18 protein-coding genes are annotated in these 19,509 nt (G+C 62.8%); 13 read left to right on the top strand and 5 right to left on the bottom strand.

Annotated features, from left to right (window positions below):
* Positions 1-342 precede the first annotated feature (342 nt).
* Genes QUV18_RS12155 through dctP form a run of 3 tightly spaced genes read left to right on the top strand, consistent with a single transcriptional unit; the run spans position 343 to position 3,296 of the window.
* Positions 343-846, top strand: coding sequence for a TRAP transporter small permease subunit (locus tag QUV18_RS12155; RefSeq protein WP_300894199.1), 504 nt, complete (start codon positions 343-345; stop codon positions 844-846).
* Positions 843-2,168: a TRAP transporter large permease subunit gene (locus tag QUV18_RS12150; RefSeq protein ID WP_300894198.1), complete on the top strand. Its 1,326-nt coding sequence runs from the start codon at positions 843-845 to the stop codon at positions 2,166-2,168. Before QUV18_RS12155 ends, QUV18_RS12150 begins: the two co-directional genes overlap by 4 nt.
* Before the next feature lie 30 nt (positions 2,169-2,198).
* Positions 2,199-3,296, top strand: coding sequence for a TRAP transporter substrate-binding protein DctP (gene dctP, locus QUV18_RS12145; protein ID WP_300894197.1), 1,098 nt, complete (start codon positions 2,199-2,201; stop codon positions 3,294-3,296).
* Between the two features lie 45 nt (positions 3,297-3,341).
* Here the strand turns inward: dctP and QUV18_RS12140 are convergent, their stop codons facing one another.
* Positions 3,342-4,007, bottom strand: a complete 666-nt coding sequence (locus QUV18_RS12140) for a helix-turn-helix domain-containing protein (protein ID WP_300894196.1) — start codon at positions 4,005-4,007, stop codon at positions 3,342-3,344.
* 209 nt (positions 4,008-4,216) lie between these two features.
* Here QUV18_RS12140 and QUV18_RS12135 point away from each other — a divergent pair, with 209 nt between their 5' ends.
* The 9 genes from QUV18_RS12135 (at position 4,217) to QUV18_RS12095 (ending at position 14,950) form a co-directional block, all read left to right on the top strand.
* Positions 4,217-5,764 (top strand): class I adenylate-forming enzyme family protein, encoded by a 1,548-nt coding sequence (locus QUV18_RS12135; protein ID WP_300894195.1) that lies wholly within the window; start codon positions 4,217-4,219, stop codon positions 5,762-5,764.
* Complete coding sequence (locus QUV18_RS12130) at positions 5,761-6,750, top strand: ABC transporter permease (protein ID WP_300894194.1); 990 nt, start codon at positions 5,761-5,763, stop codon at positions 6,748-6,750. The genes QUV18_RS12135 and QUV18_RS12130 overlap by 4 nt, the downstream gene beginning before the upstream one ends.
* A gap of 56 nt (positions 6,751-6,806) precedes the next feature.
* Positions 6,807-7,823 carry a sugar ABC transporter substrate-binding protein gene (locus QUV18_RS12125; RefSeq protein ID WP_300894193.1) on the top strand — a complete coding sequence of 339 codons (1,017 nt, stop codon included), beginning with the start codon at positions 6,807-6,809 and terminating at the stop codon, positions 7,821-7,823.
* 82 nt (positions 7,824-7,905) lie between these two features.
* Positions 7,906-10,029, top strand: coding sequence for an SMP-30/gluconolactonase/LRE family protein (locus tag QUV18_RS12120; protein WP_300894192.1), 2,124 nt, complete (start codon positions 7,906-7,908; stop codon positions 10,027-10,029).
* The gene (locus tag QUV18_RS12115; RefSeq protein WP_300894191.1) at positions 10,026-11,099 is read left to right on the top strand and encodes a hypothetical protein; all 1,074 of its coding nucleotides are present in this window, start codon (positions 10,026-10,028) and stop codon (positions 11,097-11,099) included. The genes QUV18_RS12120 and QUV18_RS12115 overlap by 4 nt, the downstream gene beginning before the upstream one ends.
* On the top strand, positions 11,096-12,589 hold the full coding sequence (locus QUV18_RS12110; protein WP_300894190.1) for a sugar ABC transporter ATP-binding protein: 1,494 nt from the start codon (positions 11,096-11,098) through the stop codon (positions 12,587-12,589). The genes QUV18_RS12115 and QUV18_RS12110 overlap by 4 nt, the downstream gene beginning before the upstream one ends.
* A gap of 25 nt (positions 12,590-12,614) precedes the next feature.
* The gene (locus QUV18_RS12105) at positions 12,615-13,793 is read left to right on the top strand and encodes a thiolase family protein (RefSeq protein ID WP_300894189.1); all 1,179 of its coding nucleotides are present in this window, start codon (positions 12,615-12,617) and stop codon (positions 13,791-13,793) included.
* On the top strand, positions 13,790-14,206 hold the full coding sequence (locus QUV18_RS12100) for an OB-fold domain-containing protein (RefSeq protein WP_300894188.1): 417 nt from the start codon (positions 13,790-13,792) through the stop codon (positions 14,204-14,206). The genes QUV18_RS12105 and QUV18_RS12100 overlap by 4 nt, the downstream gene beginning before the upstream one ends.
* A gap of 3 nt (positions 14,207-14,209) precedes the next feature.
* Positions 14,210-14,950 carry an SDR family NAD(P)-dependent oxidoreductase gene (locus QUV18_RS12095; protein WP_300894187.1) on the top strand — a complete coding sequence of 247 codons (741 nt, stop codon included), beginning with the start codon at positions 14,210-14,212 and terminating at the stop codon, positions 14,948-14,950.
* 152 nt (positions 14,951-15,102) lie between these two features.
* Here the strand turns inward: QUV18_RS12095 and QUV18_RS12090 are convergent, their stop codons facing one another.
* The 4 genes from QUV18_RS12090 to QUV18_RS12075 form a co-directional block, all read right to left on the bottom strand.
* The gene (locus QUV18_RS12090; RefSeq protein WP_366914655.1) at positions 15,103-15,855 is read right to left on the bottom strand and encodes an amino acid ABC transporter ATP-binding protein; all 753 of its coding nucleotides are present in this window, start codon (positions 15,853-15,855) and stop codon (positions 15,103-15,105) included.
* Between the two features lie 56 nt (positions 15,856-15,911).
* Entirely contained in the window at positions 15,912-16,802 is an 891-nt protein-coding gene (locus QUV18_RS12085; protein ID WP_300894185.1) for an amino acid ABC transporter permease, read from the bottom strand.
* 3 nt (positions 16,803-16,805) lie between these two features.
* A complete protein-coding gene (locus QUV18_RS12080; RefSeq protein ID WP_300894184.1) occupies positions 16,806-17,654 on the bottom strand; it encodes a transporter substrate-binding domain-containing protein in 849 nt (282 codons plus the stop codon).
* 85 nt (positions 17,655-17,739) lie between these two features.
* On the bottom strand, positions 17,740-18,525 hold the full coding sequence (locus QUV18_RS12075; protein ID WP_300894183.1) for an acetoacetate decarboxylase family protein: 786 nt from the start codon (positions 18,523-18,525) through the stop codon (positions 17,740-17,742).
* 322 nt (positions 18,526-18,847) lie between these two features.
* On the opposite strand from QUV18_RS12075, the gene QUV18_RS12070 reads away from it, so the two are divergent.
* Entirely contained in the window at positions 18,848-19,405 is a 558-nt protein-coding gene (locus QUV18_RS12070) for an XRE family transcriptional regulator (protein ID WP_300894182.1), read from the top strand.
* Positions 19,406-19,509 lie beyond the last annotated feature (104 nt).

Raw genomic sequence — 19,509 nt, 5'->3', positions numbered from 1 at the left:
TCTAGCGCGCCGCTTCTTGCGCTGCGCGCTCGAAGGTCCGCCTGGCAACGTGGGGTTGGCGGATCTGACCCGTACCCTTTTAGAGACGGAAGAAGCGGCATCGCGGTAAGGGCGTTCGATGCAATTGGAGCGCCTTCCTGTTCGCGACATGTCTCCCGCGCCGCGGCAGAGTATTTTCCCGGTTCCTCACAATTCTTGTTGACTCATCTTGTTACCCTGAGGAAACATCATGGAAACAAGGGAGGGGAGACCTTTGATGTATTGTCGAGAGTCACGTGCTGACGCTCGGGCCTGTTTCGTGCGGCCAAGGCAACTGCGAAGTTTCAGACAGTCTTTTTCGGCATGAAGGTCTTTCGTGCCATTGACGGCTTCAGCCGGGCGCTCGGAAAGACGGTCGCCTGGATCATGCTGGGGCTCACGCTCCTCTCCGTGACCGACGTCATGCTGCGAAAGTTCGCGTCGTCTCCGATCCCGTGGGCGTTCGACGTCTCGGTCCAGCTTTTCGCGGTTCACTTCATGCTCGCGACGCCGTTCGCGCTTCTGGCGGGGGAGCATGTTCGTGTCACGCTGTTCCGCGACGGGTTGACCGTGCGCGGCCAGGCCGCGCTCGAGATCGTCAGCTACCTGGTCTTCTTCATGCCGATGTGCGTGGTCCTTATCATCTACGGTGCCGACTTCGCGGAGCGTGCCTGGACCTATGGCGAGAGCAGCCCCGGCGTGGTCGCGGTGCCGATCTACTACGTCAAGACGGTCATTCCCCTGACCGGGGCGGTCCTGGTCCTTCAGGGGCTCAGCGAGCTGGCGCGGCTTGTCGTGCAATACCGGACCGGAGTGAAGCCGGCATGAGCCCCGAATTCCTGACATTCGCCATGTTCGCCGCGCTGTTGGTCGGCATCTTCATGGGCCATCCGCTGGCCTTCGTGCTGGGCGGCCTGGCGGTGATCTTCGCCTTGCTCGGACCAGGGCCGGGCATCATGCCGATCCTGATCGGCCGCATCTACAGCCAGATGGACAATTACATCCTGATTGCCATCCCCATGTTCATCCTGATGGCCCGGCTTCTGAGCGATTCAGGCGTTACGGACAAGATGTTCGACGCGCTTCGGCTGATGCTCGGACGGGTGCGGGGCGGGGTGGCGATCACGGTTGTCATCATTTCCGTCATCCTCGCCGCGACGACGGGGATCATCGGCGCGTCCATGACCGTGATGGGCGTGCTCGCCCTGCCGGCCCTGATGAAATACGGCTACCAGAAAGAGCTCAGCACGGGCGTGATCGCCGCGGGCGGCAGCCTTGGCATTCTCATACCGCCCAGCATCATGCTGGTCATCCTGGGCAGCTACGCCCAGGTCTCGGTGGGGCAGCTTTTTGCCGCGGCGCTGGTGCCGGGGCTCATGCTGGCGGCGCTTTACGTGGGGTATGTCATCGTCGTGACCCGCCTTCGGCCGGACTGGGGGCCTGCTGCGACGGAAGAGGAATTGCGCGCGGTCAACAAGCGGGAGCTTTTCGTTCTCCTGGCAAAGGTCGCCGTTCCGCCCATCCTGCTTATCTTCGGTGTGCTCGGGTCGATCTTTGCCGGTATCGCCACCACGACCGAGGCCGCTTCCATCGGCGCGTTCCTGACGCTTGTGCTGGTGATCGTCTACGGAAAGTTCTCGTGGAGGCTGATGGCCGAAGCGCTGTACGCGACGGCGAAGACGTCCAGCATGGTGCTGTTCGTCGTCGTGGGCGCCACGGCTTTCACGGGGGTCTTCGTCGCCATAGGCGGGACGCGCATCGTGGGCGAATTCATCGGCGATCTCGGTCTCGGGCCCTGGTCGACCTTCCTGATCATGATGGTGATCGTGTTCATCCTCGGGATGTTCCTGGACTGGCTCGGGATCGTCCTGATCTGTCTGCCGATCTTCCTGCCGATCGCGACGTCCTTCGGGTTCGAACCGCTCTGGTTCGTCATGATGATCGCCATCGTGCTCCAGACCTCGTTCCTTACGCCGCCCTTCGGTTATGCGCTCTTCTACCTTGAAGGTGTCGCACCGCCGGGCATCACGCTCATGCACATTTATCGCGGAGTCCTGCCATTCGTCGGGCTGATCCTGATCGGCACGGTCCTGTGTGCCGTGTTTCCGCAAATCATCACCTGGTTGCCAGGTGTCATATTCGGCCGCTGAACCGGCGCCGAAGTTCCAAGGGAGGAAACCATGAAAGCAATGAAGAACCTGTTCCTGACAGCCGCGGTCGCGTTGAGTGCGGCGGCGGCATCGGCCGAGGAGGTCACGCTGCGGATGACCAGCGTCTGGCCGGAGGGCATCAACCTGATCGACTCGGACAAGCATTTCGCGGAGCTCGTGAACTCGATCGGCGAGGGGGTCATCCAGATCGATTTCACGCCCGGCGGCGTGCTTGTTCCCTCGACGCAGGTGTTCAGCGCGGTTCAATCCGGCGGCGTCGACATGGCCACGGACTGGCCCGGCTACTGGGCCGGAACGGATTCCACCTTTTCGCTGCTCGGGTCCTTCCCGATGCTCTTCACCTCGGCGGACTACATCCTGTGGACCAATGAGTGGGGCGGGCGTGACCTGTTCAACGAGGTTTACGGCAAGTACGGCATGACCTACCTGCCGATCGCGATCTTCTCGTCGGAATCCGGCCTGCGCGCCAACAAGCCGCTTCCGACGCTCGAGTCGCTGAACGGTGCCCGCCTGCGGATGTCCGGCCGTCCGCAGGGCGCGATCCTCGAAGCGCTCGGCGCAGCGCAGGTCACCCTGCCGGGGTCCGAGGTCTACCAGGCGCTCGAACGCGGCGTGGTCGATGCCGCCGAGTTCTCCATGCCGTCCACCGACCTGGGAATGGGCTTCCAGGAGGTGACGCAGCATTGGCAGTCGCCCGGCTGGCACCAGCCCGGCTCGTTGAACGGCATCATGTTCGGCAAGGACGTCTGGGACGGGCTGACCGATCAGCAGCGCAATATCCTCGAGATCGCGGCCAAGGCCAACATGCTCTGGACGATCAGCCATTACGAGAAGACCTCGACCGAAGCCGTGAAGGTGTTCCAGGAGGCCGGAACCGAGGTCGCAACGCTGACCGACGAGGAAATGGCCCGCCTGCAGGAGATTGCGAACGAGGTGCTCGTGACGGAATCCTGCGATAACCCGCTCTATGCCAAGGTTGCGGCATCGCAGATCGAGTTCATGCAGGATTACGGCAACTGGCGCGGCATGCAGGGCGATTTCGCCATGGGGCGCAACCTGGCCAGCTATCCCGACCTCGAGAAGATCAAGGGCTGTGCGGCCGAGTAGACCCGGCCCCGACGACGAAGGGGGCTTGCACCGGGCGGGCCCCTTTCAGACCTGCTTGTTCGGGATGATCACGACGAACGCACGCGCCGGCTTGCCGCCGAGGGCATACCCGAAATGCTCGTTCTGGGCGTCGAACTGGATGCAGTCGCCTTCGTTCAGGACGATCTCGATCCCGGCATATTCGAACATCATCTGGCCTTCCAGCATCAGCAGGACCTCTTCGCCGTTGTGCCGGTTCTTGGGGGGCACGACGCCGGGTTCCAGGCAGGGAAGGGTGAGGAAGAAGACCTCGGATTGCGGATTGGCCTTGGAATGCTCGCCGATCTCGTAGCGATACCCCACCTCTGTTCCGGAGCGGTTGATCGCGCGGTGTTGGCCGTCCCTGAGAACGACGATCGATTTTCGCTCGCCCTCCGGCATGAAGAACTCGGAGAGGCCGACGCCGTAAACCTCGGACAGCCGGTTGATGACGGCGATGGACGGCGTGGCCTGACCGCGCTCGACCTTGGACAGGTATCCCTTGGTCACATCGGCGCGGTCCGCGGTCCAATCCAGCGTATAGCCAGCGCTTTGCCTTATCCGGCGCAAGCGCGCACCCAGCTCGTCTCTGAAGTCTTCCGTATTCAACCGGCTCTGTCCTCTGCGGTTTCCATTGGTTCTCTGCACCAATCGGCCTGCGCTTGGCCACAAGAAATTTCCTGAAAATATCATATTTCGCGAATTTCACGCAACAGGAGTTGACAGCAAGTACACACATATGAAACATGGAGGAAACACTATGACTTGACGCCAGGGGAGGGGCGGAGAGTTATGACTGCAAGACGTTCAAGCGGCTGCCACGGGGCCCGTTCCGCAAGCGCAAAATCGGATCGCCTCGGACGAGGCGCCTTCGGGCGGATTTCAATCAAGGCACATTGTCGATGACGCCGCGGGACGGTTTGAACCACCCGGCTATCGGCGGGACGGTTGGCGGCATGTTTCGCGATGCGGCCATCGGGTCTCCGGACGAGGTTGCCGTTCGCGACGGGAGCGTTTCCCTTACCTACCGGGATTTCAATGCGCGGGTGAACAAGTTGACCGCGGCGCTCCATGACCGGGGCCTCTCCAAGGGGGACCGCGTCGCACTCTTGTCGGAAAACTGCATAGACTACGTGACCGTCCTGATGGCCTGCGCCAAGGGAGGGTTCGTCGCGGCATGCCTGAACTGGCGGCAGACCAGGCGCGAGCTTGATGGCAGCATCGCCTTGACTGAACCGGCCCTTCTCTTCGTGTCCTCGGACTTCCTTGATCGGTGCCCGGAGGAGGTGCCGCAGGTCGTAATGGGCGAGCCCTTCGAGCAGCTTCTTGCGGGTCGTGATGATGCCGAGCCCGAGGTGGAGGTGGAGAGCGAAGATGGGCTCATCATCCTGTACACGAGTGGCACGACGGGAACGTCGAAAGGCGCGCTGATCAGCCATCGGGCGATGATTGCCCGCGGGTTGCTGATGCGGGCAGACTGGTCGATCCGGCGCAGCGACGGGTTCATCGCGTGGTCCCCGCTGTTCCACATGGCCTCGGCCGATCCGACCTTTGCGACGTTGACACAAGGGGCGACCGTGTCCGTTCTGGCCGGTTTCGACCCGGCCGGAATCGTTGAGGCGCTGACCTGTCACGATGTGGGCTGGATGGTGCTGATGCCCGGCATGATCGAGCGACTGGCCGAAGAGCTCGAGCAGAGGAATGCGCCGCTCCGCCGGGTCGCGGCGGCCGGTTGCATGGCCAACCTCGTGCCGACTGAACAGATTTCCCGTATCAGCCGCTTGCTGAATGCGCCTTTCCTCAACTCCTTCGGGTCGAGCGAGACGGGCATCGCGCCGGCGAGCGGCAATTGGATCGCGCCGGGGGAGGACCCGGGCGACCTTGGCAAAAGGCAGAATTCATCCTGCGAAATCAAGCTGGTCGGCGAGGATGGCATGCCGGTCTCTGACGGGGCGGTCGGAGAAATCTGCCTCAAGAGCCCGCTGTTGTTCTCGGGCTACCTGAACGATCCTGAAGCCACGGCAAAGGCGTTTCGCGATAGCTGGTATCACATGGGCGACGCCTTCTACCGGGACACGTCCGGCCGGCTGCATTTCGCGGATCGCAAGAAATACCTCATCAAGTCCGGTGGCGAGAACATCTACCCGGCAGAGATAGAGCTGCTGCTCCGCAATACTCCCGGAATCTCCGACGCCGTTGTCGTCAAACGGATCGATGACCGCTGGGGGGAGGTGCCGGTCGCCTTCGTGGTCGCGGAGACGCCCGGCCTGTCGCGCGATGACGTCCTTGATGCGCTGAAGGGCAAGATCGCCCGCTACAAGCTTCCCAAGGACATTCATCTCATTGGTCCCGAAGAGATCGAGCGGAACCCGACGGGCAAGATCCGCAGGGATCTTCTGGAGAAACGCGCCCAGCAGACGGCAGACGCAGAAAAGGATGCGACAACATGAGTGGCGGAGGCAAGAAAGCGCGCGGGATATCGCAGGAAGGCATCGTGATCGCGATCTCGGCCGTCATCTTCCTGGTATTTGCGGTCACGCAGCCGGTGTTCCGAACCCCGGAAAACATCCTGTCGCTGATCCAGAACGTATCCATCCTCGGCATTCTCGCGGTGGCCATGGCCCTGACCATCATCGGGCGCGGCATCGATCTGTCGCTCGTGGCCATCATGGCGGTTTCCGCGGCGTGGGTGTTGCAACTCTCGAACAATGGCATGCCCATCGGGCTGGCCTGCCTGATTGGCCTCGGACTGGCGCTACTGATCGGTCTCGTGAACGGCATCCTGATCGCGTATCTCGAGATCCCGGCGATCTTTGCCACGCTGGCGATCGCGACCGCGGCCTACGGGTTCGTGCGGTCGATGCTTCTGGAAGACAACCTTATCTATCTCAAGGCGGCGCAGGACACGTGGTTCAAGGTTATCGGCAGCGGTGACGTGCTGGGCGTGCCGAACCCGGTCATCCTTTTTGCCATCGTCGCGTTGGTCGTGCACCTGTTCCTGAAGCACGCGGTCAAGGGCAGGTTTCTCTACGCGATGGGCGAGAACCCGTCTGCCGCCCGTATCACGGGGCTTCCCAACCGCCCGATGGTGCTGCTGCAATACCTGCTGGCCGCCGCCATCGCCTTTCTCGCCGGGCTCATCATGGCCACGTCGGTCGACTCGATCGAGACCCGCATCGCGCGGTCGACGCTGGTCTACGACATCATCCTGGTGGTCGTGATCGGCGGCGTGGGCCTTGCGGGCGGAAAGGGGAAGGTTCGGAACGTCATCGTGGGCACGCTGATGATCGGGATCCTGCTGAACGGCATGACGATCCTGAACACGCCTTACACCATTCAGAACATCATCAAGAGCGTCATTCTGCTTGCCGCGATCATCGTCGATTCCGTGATGAACCCACGGGACGAACAAACCTCGCAGCAAGGGGATATTTGACCGGCCGACGGTCGGCCGGTTGCGGTGCATTCCGCGCAACGAAGGGGAGGAGACCCATGAAACACATACTGAAAATGGCAACGGTGGCCGCGGCGCTTGCCGCACCGGCTTGGGCGGAAAAGCCGGATGATGGCCTGGTCCACGAATCCGCGTCGGCGATGGAGGGGAAGACAGTCGCCTACGTGCCGATCGCAATGGGCTTCGATCTTACCGAGGCCTGGGCGTCCGGCCTTCGCAAGGATGCCGAGGCGTGGGGGTACAACCTGACGATCCGCGATCCGAACTGGTCGGTCGATGCCGGCGCGCAGGCGCTGAGCCAGCTGATCACCGAGAAGCCGGACGTGATCGTCGTGCATCCGCCCGAAATCCAGGCCTATGCCCGGCTTTTGAAGCAGGCGGCGCGTGCGGGCATTCCGGTGATTACGATGAACCTCAAGGCGAGCGAGAATACCGACTACTTCATCGGTGCCGACTGGTACGACATCGCGGTGCAGCAGACCGAGCAGCTGATCGAGATCTGTGGCAAGTCGAATGGCGGCAGTGGCCAGGTCGCGGTGATCCAGGGCGTGTTGACCAATCCGACGTCACAGTACGGCATGATGGCGATCGAGGCGACGATGGCCGCTCATGAAGGCGAACTCGAGATGGTGTCCAACCAGGCGGCCGACTGGGATGCCAGCAAGGCCCATGCCATCGCGACCACTGTTCTCAAGGCAAACCCGGATCTCTGCGGATTTGCCGGCATGTGGGACAACATGGATGTGGGGATCGCCGCGGCGATCAAGGAAGCCGGCAAGCAGGGCGACGTTCACGTCGTCACCTCGGGCGGGGGGAACAAGGACAGCGCCTGCGACAATGTCGAGAACGGCAATTTCGACAGCTACATCAGTTACGACGCGGCCGGCCAGGCGCGCGACCTGATGATGGCGGTCCGGGCCGTGCTGCAGAACCCGCCAGAGGAAGCCGCTGCGCATCCCGTCGCAGTCTACACGCCGCTCAAGACGATCACGAAGGAGAGCCTGTATCCCGGCGCCTGCTGGTCACTCGACGATCTGAACACCTACGGACCGTAATCTCGCGGCCCCGTTCGCCGGGCCGTCCGACACCTCCCGTGCGGGCGGCCCACCTTGAAATGCCCTGGAAAGGCCAGACACCATGTCATTCCGTCGTTCGCTCGCGCGGGCCCGTTACAAGTACGTTCCCGACCATGTTCTGGGCGAGCTTCTGTCCAAGAACTGGGTCGACAATGCGATCCCTGTCCTGATCCTCGTACTGACCCTGGTCGTTCTCGGGTCGCTTCTTGACGGTCTTGTCAGCGTCTCCAGCCTGCTCGGCATGTCCGCCCAGTACGGGGAGGTCCTGCTGGTGACGATCGGCATGACGGTCGTCCTGCTGGCAGGGGGCATCGATCTGAGTGTCGGGTCGGTTTTCGCGTTGGCGAACTTCGTGATGCTTGCGTTGTTCAACATGATGGGCCTGCCGATCGGCGTTGCGATCTTCGGCGCATTGGCCTGCGGGGCGGCTGTCGGGGCGGTGAACGGGATCCTGATCGGCTACCTTAAGCTGCGGGCATTCCTGACGACGCTGGTGTCCATGATCATCGTGCGGGCGATCGTCGACATGCTGCTCCTGTCCTATGCCGTGAAGATCGCCAACCCGGTGACCGAAAGCGCCTTCTGGGATTTCATCAGTTTCGAGACCTTGTGGGGTCTGCCGTTTTCGTTTCTCGCGGCGGCCGTCGTGGCGATTGCGGGACATGTTCTGCTGACCCGTCTCCGGCCGGGCTGGCGCATTCTGGCCGTGGGCGGCTCGCGGCGCTCTGCCTATAATGCCGGTCTGCCGGTGAAGCGGACCGTCGCGTCGACCTATGTCATCTCGGGCGTTCTTGCCGCGCTTGCCGGCGTTTTCTACGCGTCCCGTCTCAATGCGGCCGGGTCCGGCACCGGCGCGGGCCTCGAGATCGTAGCGCTGACGGCGGCGGTCGTCGGCGGCAACTCCCTCGGAGGCGGCCGCGGTTCGATTTTCAAGGCGGTTCTCGGCGCCGTTATCGTCCTGCTCGTGACGAACAGCGTGATCCGCCTGGGCCTTCCGGCGGGGGGCGACTCCCTTGTCCTGGGGCTGATCCTGCTGCTGGCGGTGGGCATCGACGTGAAATGGGTCAAGAACCGCTCGAAGCTGGTCAGCCGCGTCTATGTCTCGCCTGCGCATATGGAACTGTCCGAGCGGCCGGAGACGGCAGAAGGCTCCGGCAGCCCTTATGCGCTGAATGACAAGCTTGCCGATGTCGAATTGATCGGCCTGGGCCAGATCGACGGGCCCGAGGACCCGGTACTGGACGAGGATGGCAACATCTATGCAGGCACGCGTCACGGCGACATCATCCGTTTCCGCGCCCCCGACTTCGCCGAACCTGAAGTCTTCGTGCATATCGGGGGTCACCCGCTTGGCCTGACATTCGACCGCGACGGAAACCTTCTGGCCTGTATTGCCGGTATGGGGGTCTACTCGATCTCTCCGCAGCGGGAAATTCGCAAGCTGACGGATCAAACCAACCGCAGCCTGACGAGCATCATCGACGACAGCCGGATGCGCCTTGCCGACGACCTGGACGTGGCACCGGACGGTCGGATCTTCTTCAGCGAGGCGACGGTCCGGTTCGACATGTCGGACTGGATGGTCGATGCGCTGGAGGCGCGCGGAAACGGGCGGATCATCAGTTTCGATCCGGCCTCGGGAAAGACCCGGACAATCCTGCCGAACCTGCGTTTCCCCAATGGCATCTGCATGTGCCGCGACGGGGAGTCGTTTCTCTTCGCGCAAACCTGGGGGTGCTCGATCAGCCGCTACTGGTTCGCGGGCCCCAAGACCGGGAAAGTCGACGTCGTGGTGCCGGATCTTCCGGGCTATCCCGACAATATCAACCGCGCCTCGGACGGTGGCTACTGGGTGGCCCTCGTGGGCATGAGGACCCCGGCATTCGACCTGATCCTGAAGAACCCCGCCTTGCGCAAGCGCATGGTGGAACGGGTGGCGCCGGATGAATGGCTGTTCCCGAACATGAATTACGGCTGCGTCGTCAAGATCGACATCGATGGCACTGTTACCGACTGCCTTTGGGATCGCAGCGGGACCAACCACCCGATGATCACCTCGATGCGCGAGCACAAGGGATGGCTCTACCTCGGGGGCGTGTCGAACAACCGGATCGGCCGGTACCGCATTCCCGGGGCGGACCCGGAATGGACAGCGGCGAAATCTTACAGGGGAGAGGCGGCATGATCGGCTTTCTGAAAGGTGTCCGGGACCGTATCCGCGGCGGTGGCGAATACGCGATCACCGTTCCGCCGATGGACGGCGCCCTGCGCCCGAACAACGATCTCGAGGAGGCCTCCGTCCTTGTCACGGCGCAGGCCCCGGGCCATCTGAGCGACGTCGACGGCGCGCTGTGGTTCGCCAGTGGCCGGGACGTGATGCGCGTCGGTCCTGACGGCACGTGTGAGGCAATGCGTCAGCTTCCCTCGGAGATCACGGCGCTGGCCGTGCGCCCGGGGCCGGAGATTTTCGCGGCCTGCGCCGATGGCAGTTGCGATCTTCCCGAAGGCTACAGCCTCGACGCGCTTCCCGCCGCCGCCCGCCGCTGCGTGACGGCCATCGGTGCCGGGCCGGACGGTGAGGTTTATCTGGCGGTCGGCTCTCTCGAGAACGGCGCGGGCGACTGGTCCAAGGATCTGCTCGAGCGGCGGCAGACCGGCTCGGTGTGGCGATTGGAGCGGGGCGCCCCCGCGTCACAGTTTGTCGGGGGGCTGGCATGGCCGGCGGGCATGATCGCACCGGGTGATGACCTGCTGGTGACGGAAGCCTCACGCGGGCGCCTTGTGCGCGCGTCGCGGAACGGAGCCATCACGCCGGTCCTGTCCAACCTGCCCGGGTACCCGGCAGGGCTCTGTCCGGATCGCGCGGGTGGCTATCACCTCTGTATCATGGCACCGCGCAACCAGCTTATCGAGTTCATCCTTCGCGAACGTGATTTCGTGGAGGAAATGATCGCGACAACGGATCGCGACCACTGGATCGCGCCCAGCCTGAAAGCACCGGAAACCTTTCTGGAGCCCTTGCAGGGTGGCGCGCTCAAGCAGCTTGGCATCATGAAGCCCTGGGCGCCGAGCCGGTCCATTGGACTGGTCATGCATCTTTCCGAAGATTTCGTGCCGACCCGAAGCCATCACAGCCGGGCGGACGGGAAGAACCATGGCACGACCTCCTGTGCGCTCTGGCGTGGTGACCTGGTCGTGGCCAGCCAGGGCAACAACCGGTTGCTTCTCTTGCCACAAGAAGGAGGCCGGGCATGACCTCTCCGATGATCCGCATGACGGGCATGGTCAAACGCTACGGGCCGGTGGCCGCCATCGACGGCGTCGATTTCCAACTCGGCGAGGGGGAGATCCATTCCCTTCTGGGCGAGAATGGCGCCGGCAAATCCACCCTGACCAAGATGCTGTCAGGCGTGGCGACACCGACATCGGGCGTCATCGAACTGGATGGCCGGCCCGTGACGTTCGAAACTCCGGCCGATGCGATGCGCGCGGGCATCAACATGGTCTACCAGGAGAACTCCCTGGTCCCGTCCATGAGCGTGGCGCAGAACCTTTTCATGGGCGATGAGAAGCTCTTCAACCGTTTGCGCCCCCTTTACATCGCGGCGCAGCAATTCCTGCAATCGCTCAACTTCAACGTGGACCCGTGGGCCAGCGTTTCGACCCTCGGGGTGGCGCAGCGTCAGATGGTCGAAATCGCACGGGCCGTGCGCAAGAATGCGCGCGTCATCGTCTTCGACGAGCCCACCGCTTCGCTGACCCCCGAGGAGAAACACCACTTCTTCAACCTGATCCGCCGTCTAAAGCAGGACCGGGTGTCGATCATCTTCATCAGCCACGCGCTGGAAGAGGCGCTGGAGATCTCGGACCGCATCACCATCCTGCGGGACGGCAAGCTTGTCGAAACCGGCGACGCGAAAGACTTCGATCGGGCCCGCATCATCGCCGGCATGGTTGGCCGGGAAAGCGGGATCGAGGGCGAAACCGCACCGGCTGACGCGAAACCGCCGGGCAAGCGTGTTCTCAGCGTTCAGAACCTGTCCATGGGCAAGGCGGTGCGCAACACCTCCTTCAGCCTCTATTCCGGCCAGGTGACAGGTATCTTCGGGCTTATCGGCTCGGGGCGGACGGAGACGGCCAAAGTCATCTCGGGCGTATTGAAACGCAACATGTTCCACGGCGGCGAGGTCTGGCTGGAAGACAAGCCGGTGCGGTACCGCGTGCCGCGCACCGCGATGCGGGACGGCATCGTCTATGTCACCGAGGACCGCAAGGCGGAAGGCTTCTTCGACGACATGTCCATTGCGGAGAATATCGGCATGGGCTTTCTCGCGGCGGGGTTCAACAAGAGCCAGGTGGTGCGCAGATCGGATATCGCCGAAGTCGCCAAGTACTGGACGGGAAAGTTCAATGTCGCCGCCTTGTCGAACGAGGCGCGTGTCATCGAGTTGTCGGGCGGCAACCAGCAGAAGGTCGTGATCGCCAAGTCGCTGGTCCAGAAGCCGCGGGTCGTCTTCTTCGACGAGCCGACCCGCGGCGTGGACGTGGGGGCCATCGCGGAGATCCACAGGCTGATCCGCGAGTTGTCGCGCTCCGGGATCACGGTCGTCGTGATCTCGTCCTACTTGCCCGAGATCCTGTCGATTTCCGACCGCATTCTCGTCTGCCGCAAAGGGCGGATCGTCGAGGAGTTCGCGGCGGGTACGGCGGAAGAAAAAACCATCATGTACGCGGCGGTTCACTGAGGTCCGCTTTGGAAAGGAGAGAGTCATGAAGCAGGTCAAGTCAGCGGTTGTGGGGATCGGGGAGGTGCCTTCGGGCAAGTTCCCGGATCGCTCGGAGCTGGAAGCGGCGATGATCGTGTGCCGCGAGGCGATCTTGGACGCGGGTCTGAGCCCGCGGGATATCGACGTGATCCTGCCGGTCGGGGCGCTTGCGAACTCGCACTGGCAGGTTGACCTGGTGTTCTCGCGGCTGTGCGAGGAGCTGGGGATGTTGCGCAGTGTGAAGATGAATTGCCAGGTCATGGCGGGCGGAGCGACGTCCTCGTCGGTGCTGACGGTGGCCGATGCGCTGATCGCCTCGAGCCAGGCGAAGCGGGTGCTGGTGGTGCATTCGGACGCGGTGGGCTCGCTGCCCAAGCAGCGCGGGATCGATCTTTTCGCGACGACCGGTGTCTCCGAGGAATGGGAGGCGCCCTATGGCCATAACATGAACGCGGTCGGGGCGCTGGCCGCGGCGCGCTACATGCACGAGACCGGGACCACCGAGGAGGAGATGGCGGCGGTCTGCGTGTCCTTGCGCAAATGGGCGGAGCTGAACCCGCACGCGATGTATCGCACGCCGCTGACGATCGAGGAGGTGCTGAGCTCCAAGATGATCGCGACGCCGCTGCGCTCGCGCCATTGCAACATGCTGGCCGACGGGGCGAGCGCCTTCGTGGTTGCGGCGGCCGAGGATGCCGCGTCGATCACCGACAGCCCGGTCTACGTGCGGGGCCATGGCTCGCTGGTGACGCATTACACGCTCAGCCAGGACACCGACCTTGCGAAGCTGGGCTTCGTCGAGGCGGGCCGGCAGGCCTATGCCGAAAGCGGTCTGGGGCCGAAGGACATCCAGCTGGCCTCGATCTACGATGCCTACCCGGTCTGGCCGCTGATCTCGCTCGACGGGCTGGACCTGTGCCGGGGCGAACGGGCCGGGGCCTTCGTCGCCGCGGGCGAGACCGACCCGGGCGGGTCGCTGCCGATGACGACCAATGGCGGGATGCTCTCGATGGGGCACACGGCCGTCGGGGGCGGCGTGGCCGTGCTGGTGGAAAGCTTCCGCCAGCTGATGGGCAAGGCCGGGGAGCGGCAGGTGCCGAACCTCGTCAACGCCGTTGAAACCGCCTCCGGGGGCACCTGGATGGATTCCCATGTCACCATTCTTTCGAGGGAAGCAGCATGACCGAGACACAACGCCCCCTTCCGCACGCCACGGCCTGGTCCGCGCCCTACTGGGACGCGGCCAGGGACAAGCGTTTCGTGATCCAGCACTGCACGGATTGCGACAGGCCGATCATGTATCCGCGGCGCTTCTGCCCGCATTGCCTGAACGACACCCTCGAGTTCCGGCCCTCCGAGGGCAGGGGCGAGATCTACACGATGACGGTGCAGGTCGCGGGCCCGCCTTCGGGCTTCGGCGACAGGCTGCCCTACGTGGTGGCGGTGATCCGGCTGGACGAGGGGGTCCAGCTGATGAGCAATATCGTGGGGGACGACCGCGAGAGCGCGCGGATCGGCGACCGGGTCCGGGTGGACTTCGAGACGGTCGAGGACGGCCAGACCGTCCTGCCGGTCTTCCGCCTGGAGAGGGGGTAGGCCATGTCCGGAACCGACACCCGTATCGCGGTGGTGACCGGCGGGGCGCAGGGGATCGGCGGCACGACGGCCGCCCTCCTCGCCGCGCAGGGCTATACCGTGCACTCGCTCGACCTGAAACCGAACCCGTCCGGGGCCGTGACCAGCCATGTCTGCGACGTGACCGACGCGGCACGCCTTGCGGAGCTGGCCGAGGCGATCGGCCCGGTGGACGCGCTGCTTTGCGGGGCGGGGATCAACCTGCGCCCCCGGGACAGCCGCCCGGAGCAGATCGACCTCGAGGCCTGGCGCAAGACGCTGGACGTGAACCTGACGGGGACGCTGCTGACCGTGCGGGCCTTCCGCCCGCGGATGCGGGAGGCGGGCGCCATCGTCACCATGGGCAGCGTCGCGGCGCTGGTGGCGATGCCGCTGGCCGATGCCTACACGGCCTCGAAGGGGGCGATCGTGGCGCTGACCCGGTCCTGGGCGGTGGATTACTCGCGCTTCGGGATCACGGTGAACTGCGTCTGCCCCGGCCCGGTCGACACCGAGATGATGGCCGGCGTGCGCGAGAAGTTCAAGGAGGACAGCCAGGTCCAGCTGCCGCAGCAGCGCATGGCCCGCCCCGAGGAAGTCGGCGACCTGATCGCCTTCCTCATGTCGCCCCAGAGCAGCTACGTCTCCGGCGCGGTCATCCCCGTCGACGGCGGCCTCACCGCCCACAGCGCGGGAATGCCGTTCCCAAAAAGAAAATACGACTGACATGGCCGGGCCCTGGGCCGCTTGATCATCCGCGGCGTAAGCTGTTCTTGCCCGGGCCTCTCGAGGTCTCGCTGACTGCGCCCGCTGGCGTGCCGCAGCCGGAGAGGCGCTGACCGGGTCACCGGCCTGTTGTCTTCACCCAGTGGGCAGCCCTAGAGAACGTTGCCGAGAAACTCGCGTGTCCTGGCGTTCTGCGGGTTCCCGATCACGTCGCGCGACGGTCCGCTTTCAACCACGACGCCGCCATCCATGAACACGACCCGGTCCGCCACGTCTCGCGCGAAACTCATTTCATGCGTGACGACCACCATGGTCATTCCCTCGCGCGCGAGGGCCCGCATCGTTTCCAGAACCTCGCCGACAAGCTCCGGATCCAGCGCCGAGGTCGGCTCGTCGAACAGCAACAGCTTTGGCTCCATCGCAAGGGCGCGCGCGATGGCGACCCTTTGCTGCTGTCCGCCGGAGAGTTCACTGGGATAGGCATCCGCCTTGTGAGCGAGCCCCACCTTTTCAAGCTGCGCCATCGCCAGTTCCTTGGCCCTGGACCGGCGCATCCGGCGAACGACGACCGGGCCCTCCATGACATTCTTCAGCGCCGTCTTGTGCTCGAAGAGATTGAAATGCTGAAACACCATTCCGATCTGCGCCCGGCGTGCGGCCGCCTGGCTTTCGCGAAGTTCGTAGAGCAGGTTGCCGCGTTTCTCGTAGCCGACGGGTTCTCCGTCGACCGACATCATGCCTGCGTTAATCGTCTCCAAGTGGTTGATGCATCGCAGGAAGGTGGATTTCCCGGACCCGGAAGGCCCGATGAGGCAAACCACTTCGCCCCTGTCCACGACCATGTCGATGCCCTTCAGAACCTCGACCGTACCAAAGGATTTCTGGATGTTCCTTGCCTCGACCATCGGGTGCGTTGCGATGACGGTCTGGTTCGTCATGTCATTTCCGGACTGCATGTCTCTCACCGCTTGCTCTTGTGGCCGCGTCCGAGACGCCGTTCGAGGTAGTATTGCCCAACCCCCAGGATCGAACAGACCGCCAGGTACCAGCAGCTGGCAACGATCAGCAGGGGAATGATTTCGAATGTGCGGGAATAAATGGCCTGTGCCGAATAGAGCAGTTCCGGGAGCGCGATCACGCTGACGAGGGAGGTCGTTTTCAGCATCAGGATCACCTGGTTGCCGGTCGCCGGCACGATGACCCTCAGCGCCTGTGGCAGCACGATCCGCCCGAATGTCTGCATGGGCTTCATGCCCATTGCCTTGGCCGCTTCGCCTTGCCCATGCCCCACGGCCATGACGCCGCCTCTCACGATTTCCGCCATATACGCGCTTTCATGCAGGCTGAGCCCGAGAAGCGCGGCCATGAACGGCGTGATCGAATTGCCCGAAAAACTGAACAGTTCACCGACGCCGGCGATCGAAAGGCTGATCTTGGGATAGAGCGCCGAGATGTTGAACCAGAAGATGAGCTGGACCAGAAGGGGCGTGCCGCGAAACAGCCATTTATAGGCCTCCGCCACGCCCCTGAGCCAAGGGTCGTCCGAAATGATCATCAGGGCCAGCACGACGCCGATGACGGATGCGATGACCATCGTCAGGACCGTCAGCTGCAGCGTTGTGACGAGCCCGCCGAGGATCATTTGATGAGTCAGGTATTGAAATACCACGTCCCACTGGAAATTCGGGTTGGTGGCACTGGTCCATATCAGCCCCAGAACGATCAGAACCAGAACCGCATCCGCAAACCACCGGCCGTATGCGCGGCGGCGCACCACGCGCAGACCCGAGCCTTCGTCGTGCCCGACCGCGGAGTTCCGCGATCGGGCAATTTCGTGTTCAGAAGAAATCATTGTCTATTCGCCATTCAGAAGCGGCGTGTCCAACGCGAGCTCCTTCATGTGCCAGCCTTCGATGATCTCTTCGTAGGTTCCGTCCGCGATCAGCTGCTCGGTTGCTTCCTTCACCAGCTGCGCGAGCGGATCACCCTTGCGGAACGCGAAGGCAGACCAGCCCGTCAGGTCGGCAGTTGGGGCCACGGCAAAGATCTCGGGCTGCTGGCGCACCAGGTAGGCGGCGTTCGGGGCATCGCCCAGCCACCCCTCGACCCGGCCGGTCTTGACCGCAAGGCTGACTTCCGAAAGGCCCGCGAAGTTCAGGGCATCGATGTCCTCTTCACCTGCGCTCTCACAATCGGCCTGAAGAGCCGGAAGCAGGTCAAGCGCCTGCTTGCCACCGGTCACGACGCCGATCGTATGGCCGCACAGTTCGTTCAGGTCCACCTCCGTGGGATTGCCGGCCTGCACCATGATCGAGGACCCGCTGCGCAGGAGGGCGACCATGTCCATCATCTCGCGCCGTTCCGGTGTGTCCTGGAAATAGCTGGAGTCATAGCGCCCGCCCATGATCCCGGTGATGATCGCCGCGAACTTGGCCGCCTCGGCCTTGTAAGGGATGCCCAGTTTGGCGGCGATGGCCTTGTGAAAATCAATGGCGTAGCCAACCATTTCGCCGTTTTCGTCGATGAAGTAGCCCGGGGGATATTGCGGGTCGTAGACGCCGGTGAACCCGTCCAGGTATTCTTCCGGCACCCGCTCGTGCAGCGCGGGATCGACGGCGACCTCGAGCGCCTCCTGTGCCGACGCTGGGCCGGTGCCCAGCCCCGCCATCAGGGCCATGGTTGCACCTGCGATCTGCGAAGGCATCGCGCCGGGGCGCCAGATAGTAGCATCTTGTGTCATTGTTAGTTCTCCGTTGGACTTCAGTCTTGGTTTTGCCGCCGTAGCGGTTTCAGGCATCCAGCTCGTATTCTTTGAGGATCGTGCTGACCTGATCCTTTGCCGGCAATGCGAAGTCGTAGAACCGGCCAAAAACATAGGGCGCGTAGACGTCGCGCTGCCCTTCGATCGTGACGCTCCGCTCCGGCGCCATGTAGTAGGTGCCGCTGGCACGACCCATTTCGATCATGTTGCCGACCGGCACCGTGTGAGTGGGATCGATTTCGGAGCCGGGAAGCTTCACGGTCCCCTGGCCCTTGCGATAGCTTGCCCGTTTCTCGGTCAGCCTGATCACATGCACCTCAGGGTCGGCATCGAGAGAATAACGGTCGGTTGCAATATGCCCCTTCAGACCAAAACACTTGCCCTCGATTTCTTCCGGGCCAAGGTCTTCGCCGAATTCCGCGTCGATCTCGATCAGCCGATGGCCGAAACGGTCGCCCGTGGCAAAGACCTTCTGCCCGTCCGCCCGAATGTCCATCGTGCCGACCTTCTTGCACTCTCCATACATGTCGCGCCCGAAGTACGACGCCATGTCCGTGCTGATCAGGTGGATGATGTCGTACCATCCCTCTTCGCCCTCGAAGACGGCACGTACATTGAGGGTCGCAACCATGAACTTCTCGCGCGGGACCTTCCACGAGGACACCGTGGCGCAGGCTGTTGCCTGCGGGGCCGGCTCGAAACACGGTGGAAGCACGTGTCTCACGAAATCCGGGTCGGTCTCGAACACCGCGGTGAGGCGGTCGTAGTAGATGAGGTGTAGTGGGCGTAAAGCGAGACTCTTGATGATTTCCATCTCTTCCGGCGTCCGAACGAACCCCATGGCGTACTCCAATCACAATGAACGTGTTGTCGGGACTGTCATTTGGCCGATCATGAAAATCAAGGAAAAATTTCATATATGTGAAAAAAGGAAGTCGAGGGTAATGGAGTTGAATCAGAGATTTACCATGTAATACATTCATCTAGATGGGTAAAAACTATTCTGCGTCGCAGGCCCTGTTAGCTCAAAAAGTATTCACAAAAATGAAATTGCTTGAAAAGCAGGTTCTTCCGGTTTTAAGTGAGTCGATAGCCTTCATCATGGCCGTCACCTCGGAACGACAGAGAAGGCACGCATGGGAATGACGTCACAGGGCAAACTCCTTCGGAAACTGCGAAAGGACAAGTCGCTTACCCTGTCCCAGCTCGCGTCGGAAGTCGGGCGCTCTGTCGGCTACCTGAGCCAGATCGAGCGTGGCATTTCCTACCCGCAACTCAAGGATCTTGTCGCGATCAGCGTCGCTCTGGACGTGTCGCTTGCAACCATCCTGCCCGATGCCGAGGGTCCAAAGACAAATGATCCCGGCACGACGGTCTTGCATGAAGGCGGCCGGCGGCGCCTGGCTTCGGAAGGCATCCTTACCGAAGCCCTGACACCTACCTCGGTGCCGAATTTCGACTTCATGAAATCTGTGATCGCCCCGGGTATCTCCACCCAGTTCAAGCAATCGCCGAACGATGGCAGCATGGAAATCGGCTACATCGTGTCCGGCAGCCTTGAGCTTATGCTGAACGGCGAGAAGACCCTTCTCAAGGCAGGCGACAGCTATTCCTATCGCCGATCAAGCATCCATTATTCGACCAACACCGGTACGGAAGACGCGGTCATCATATGGTGCGTTCTCTACTCATAGGCAGGGATGTGACAGCGGGCTGACGTCGAGGTCGGTTCAATCGCCTGTAGCCGGCGGATAGTGGGTCCCACGGTCATGCCTGTTCAATCACCTTCCGGTTAGCG

This window comes from Roseovarius sp. (genome assembly GCF_030373445.1).
Lineage (GTDB): Bacteria > Pseudomonadota > Alphaproteobacteria > Rhodobacterales > Rhodobacteraceae > Roseovarius.
Note: the sequence above shows the minus strand (reverse complement) of the source record. Positions and strands in the feature narration are given on the sequence as shown.

Coding starts and splice junctions, on each gene's coding strand:
- QUV18_RS12105 (WP_300894189.1), top strand. CDS start 12,615: ATGAAGCAGGTCAAGTCAGCGGTTGTGGGGATCGGGGAGGTGCCTTCG.
- QUV18_RS12080 (WP_300894184.1), bottom strand. CDS start 17,654: ATGCCTTCGCAGATCGCAGGTGCAACCATGGCCCTGATGGCGGGGCTG.
- dctP (WP_300894197.1), top strand. CDS start 2,199: ATGAAAGCAATGAAGAACCTGTTCCTGACAGCCGCGGTCGCGTTGAGT.
- QUV18_RS12100 (WP_300894188.1), top strand. CDS start 13,790: ATGACCGAGACACAACGCCCCCTTCCGCACGCCACGGCCTGGTCCGCG.
- QUV18_RS12120 (WP_300894192.1), top strand. CDS start 7,906: ATGTCATTCCGTCGTTCGCTCGCGCGGGCCCGTTACAAGTACGTTCCC.
- QUV18_RS12125 (WP_300894193.1), top strand. CDS start 6,807: ATGAAACACATACTGAAAATGGCAACGGTGGCCGCGGCGCTTGCCGCA.
- QUV18_RS12150 (WP_300894198.1), top strand. CDS start 843: ATGAGCCCCGAATTCCTGACATTCGCCATGTTCGCCGCGCTGTTGGTC.
- QUV18_RS12140 (WP_300894196.1), bottom strand. CDS start 4,007: ATGATATTTTCAGGAAATTTCTTGTGGCCAAGCGCAGGCCGATTGGTG.
- QUV18_RS12090 (WP_366914655.1), bottom strand. CDS start 15,855: ATGGTCGAGGCAAGGAACATCCAGAAATCCTTTGGTACGGTCGAGGTT.
- QUV18_RS12135 (WP_300894195.1), top strand. CDS start 4,217: ATGACGCCGCGGGACGGTTTGAACCACCCGGCTATCGGCGGGACGGTT.
- QUV18_RS12070 (WP_300894182.1), top strand. CDS start 18,848: ATGGGAATGACGTCACAGGGCAAACTCCTTCGGAAACTGCGAAAGGAC.
- QUV18_RS12155 (WP_300894199.1), top strand. CDS start 343: ATGAAGGTCTTTCGTGCCATTGACGGCTTCAGCCGGGCGCTCGGAAAG.
- QUV18_RS12075 (WP_300894183.1), bottom strand. CDS start 18,525: ATGGAAATCATCAAGAGTCTCGCTTTACGCCCACTACACCTCATCTAC.
- QUV18_RS12130 (WP_300894194.1), top strand. CDS start 5,761: ATGAGTGGCGGAGGCAAGAAAGCGCGCGGGATATCGCAGGAAGGCATC.
- QUV18_RS12110 (WP_300894190.1), top strand. CDS start 11,096: ATGACCTCTCCGATGATCCGCATGACGGGCATGGTCAAACGCTACGGG.
- QUV18_RS12115 (WP_300894191.1), top strand. CDS start 10,026: ATGATCGGCTTTCTGAAAGGTGTCCGGGACCGTATCCGCGGCGGTGGC.
- QUV18_RS12085 (WP_300894185.1), bottom strand. CDS start 16,802: ATGATTTCTTCTGAACACGAAATTGCCCGATCGCGGAACTCCGCGGTC.
- QUV18_RS12095 (WP_300894187.1), top strand. CDS start 14,210: ATGTCCGGAACCGACACCCGTATCGCGGTGGTGACCGGCGGGGCGCAG.